Here is a 1,474-nt window from a genome sequence, read left to right as displayed (position 1 = left end):
TATTGCCGCCGGCCTGCAGGCCCTGCTTATCACCGGCCTGATTGAGCGGCAGCGCCTTGCCCGCCGGCGTTTCCAGCCCGATGGCTATCCCCCTGGCCAGGCTGCCGCCGGCGGGGGCCAGCAGGCCGGGCAGCGCCGCGCTTTCACTGCCCAGCAGCGTGACCCTCACCGTTTTGCCCAGGCTGAGATCGCACTCGGCCAGGTGAATTTCAAACTTCTGCCCCGGCGTGCGGGTATTGAGATACAGGTACTTGTCGATGATGGTGCCAAAATCCAGCGTGATCTCCTCCTCCCCCGGCGGGATCACGCAGGGCTCCGCCACCAGCGCGCCATGCAGGCGCAGGTTGTTCGCCGCCGCCGCGCTGCCGCCCATCACCAGCGCCGGCAGCAGCGCGGCCGCCGCCAGCCATCGGCCGATCGCCTTGTTCATTCCTCGCTCCTTATTGATAGTCGGCCTGCAGCGTCGCCCAGGCCTCGAACGCCCCCTCGCTCAGCGTGGCGCCCGCCTTTTTCACCGGCACCGCCGCCAGCCGCGGCGCGTTGCCCAGCGTGATCTTCAGCGTGCTGCCCGGCGTAAAAGGCTCATCATCCCGGTAGATCCGGATCCCCAGATCGCCCTTGTTGGTCGCCAGCGCCTGCTTGTCGAAGCCGCTCGCCGTCCCCTTCAGGCTCAGCGTCAGCCCCCAGCCCTTGTCGCCCGCCTCGCTGCAGTCAATCTGATAGTTCACCGCCTGGCGGTAGTTCTCGCCGTCCACCTTGTTGATGCCGACCCGGTCGCCGAAGTCCACATCAATCTGATTGCCCTCGTTGATAGTGCACGGCGGCGGTATCAGCAGCGTGCCACGGAACGCCATGTCGCCTGCCGCCAGCACGGTGCTACCTGGCCCCGTCAGGCCGCCAATCAGCAACAGAATGCGCATCGTCGTCTTCATATTCGTTACCTTACTGATAGACCACCTTCATGGTGGCACCCGCCGTAAACTCCCCACCGCTCAGGGTCACACCACTTTGCTTCACCGGCACCGCCCATAATTCCGGCGTATTTGGGTAGGAGAAGTTCAGCCAGCTGTTAACCGCCAACCGGGCGCTGCCACCGGTACCCTGCAGCAGCTGAATGCCCAACCCGGTTTTATTAGTCTTTAACACAGAGGCGTCAAAGGCCGCGCCGTTCCCCTGCACCTGCAGCCTCATGGCGTTTTTACTCTGCCCGGAACAAGACAGGGAGTAACTCACCGGTATACGGTAATTGTTGCCATCCACCCGGGTGGTCATCACCTCCCCAAAGTCCACCTCGATCGTCTTGTTGTCATTAATCACGCAGGGCGGCGGCGCCACCACCGTGACTTTGACCGTGACCGTGGTGGCCGCGCCGGCCAGCAGTGGCGCCGCCAGCAACATGCCCAGACACGCCCTGCGGCATGCGGTTATCGCTCCATCCATGTTCAGCCCCGCCTCAGTCATAGCTCAGATGAAA

3 protein-coding genes are annotated in these 1,474 nt (G+C 63.8%); all 3 read right to left on the bottom strand.

All coding sequences use genetic code 11. From position 1 onward, the window contains the following. Positions 1-430 (bottom strand): fimbrial protein (locus AC6BYQ_RS28160; protein ID WP_498057892.1); only part of this gene is annotated, 430 nt, incomplete at its 3' end. Positions 431-440: 10 nt separating this feature from the next. Next, positions 441-932: a fimbrial protein gene (locus AC6BYQ_RS28155; RefSeq protein WP_498057891.1), complete on the bottom strand. Its 492-nt coding sequence runs from the start codon at positions 930-932 to the stop codon at positions 441-443. Between the two features lie 10 nt (positions 933-942). Further along, positions 943-1,440: a fimbrial protein gene (locus AC6BYQ_RS28150; RefSeq protein ID WP_498057890.1), complete on the bottom strand. Its 498-nt coding sequence runs from the start codon at positions 1,438-1,440 to the stop codon at positions 943-945. Positions 1,441-1,474: the final 34 nt, after the last annotated feature.

Source organism: Serratia sp. LTN-2 (genome assembly GCF_059740205.1).
Note: the sequence above shows the minus strand (reverse complement) of the source record. Positions and strands in the feature narration are given on the sequence as shown.

What these genes read in the sequence shown, in the direction of transcription:
- AC6BYQ_RS28155 (WP_498057891.1), bottom strand. Translation starts at nt 932, where the DNA reads ATGAAGACGACGATGCGCATTCTGTTGCTGATTGGCGGCCTGACGGGG.
- AC6BYQ_RS28150 (WP_498057890.1), bottom strand. Translation starts at nt 1,440, where the DNA reads ATGGATGGAGCGATAACCGCATGCCGCAGGGCGTGTCTGGGCATGTTG.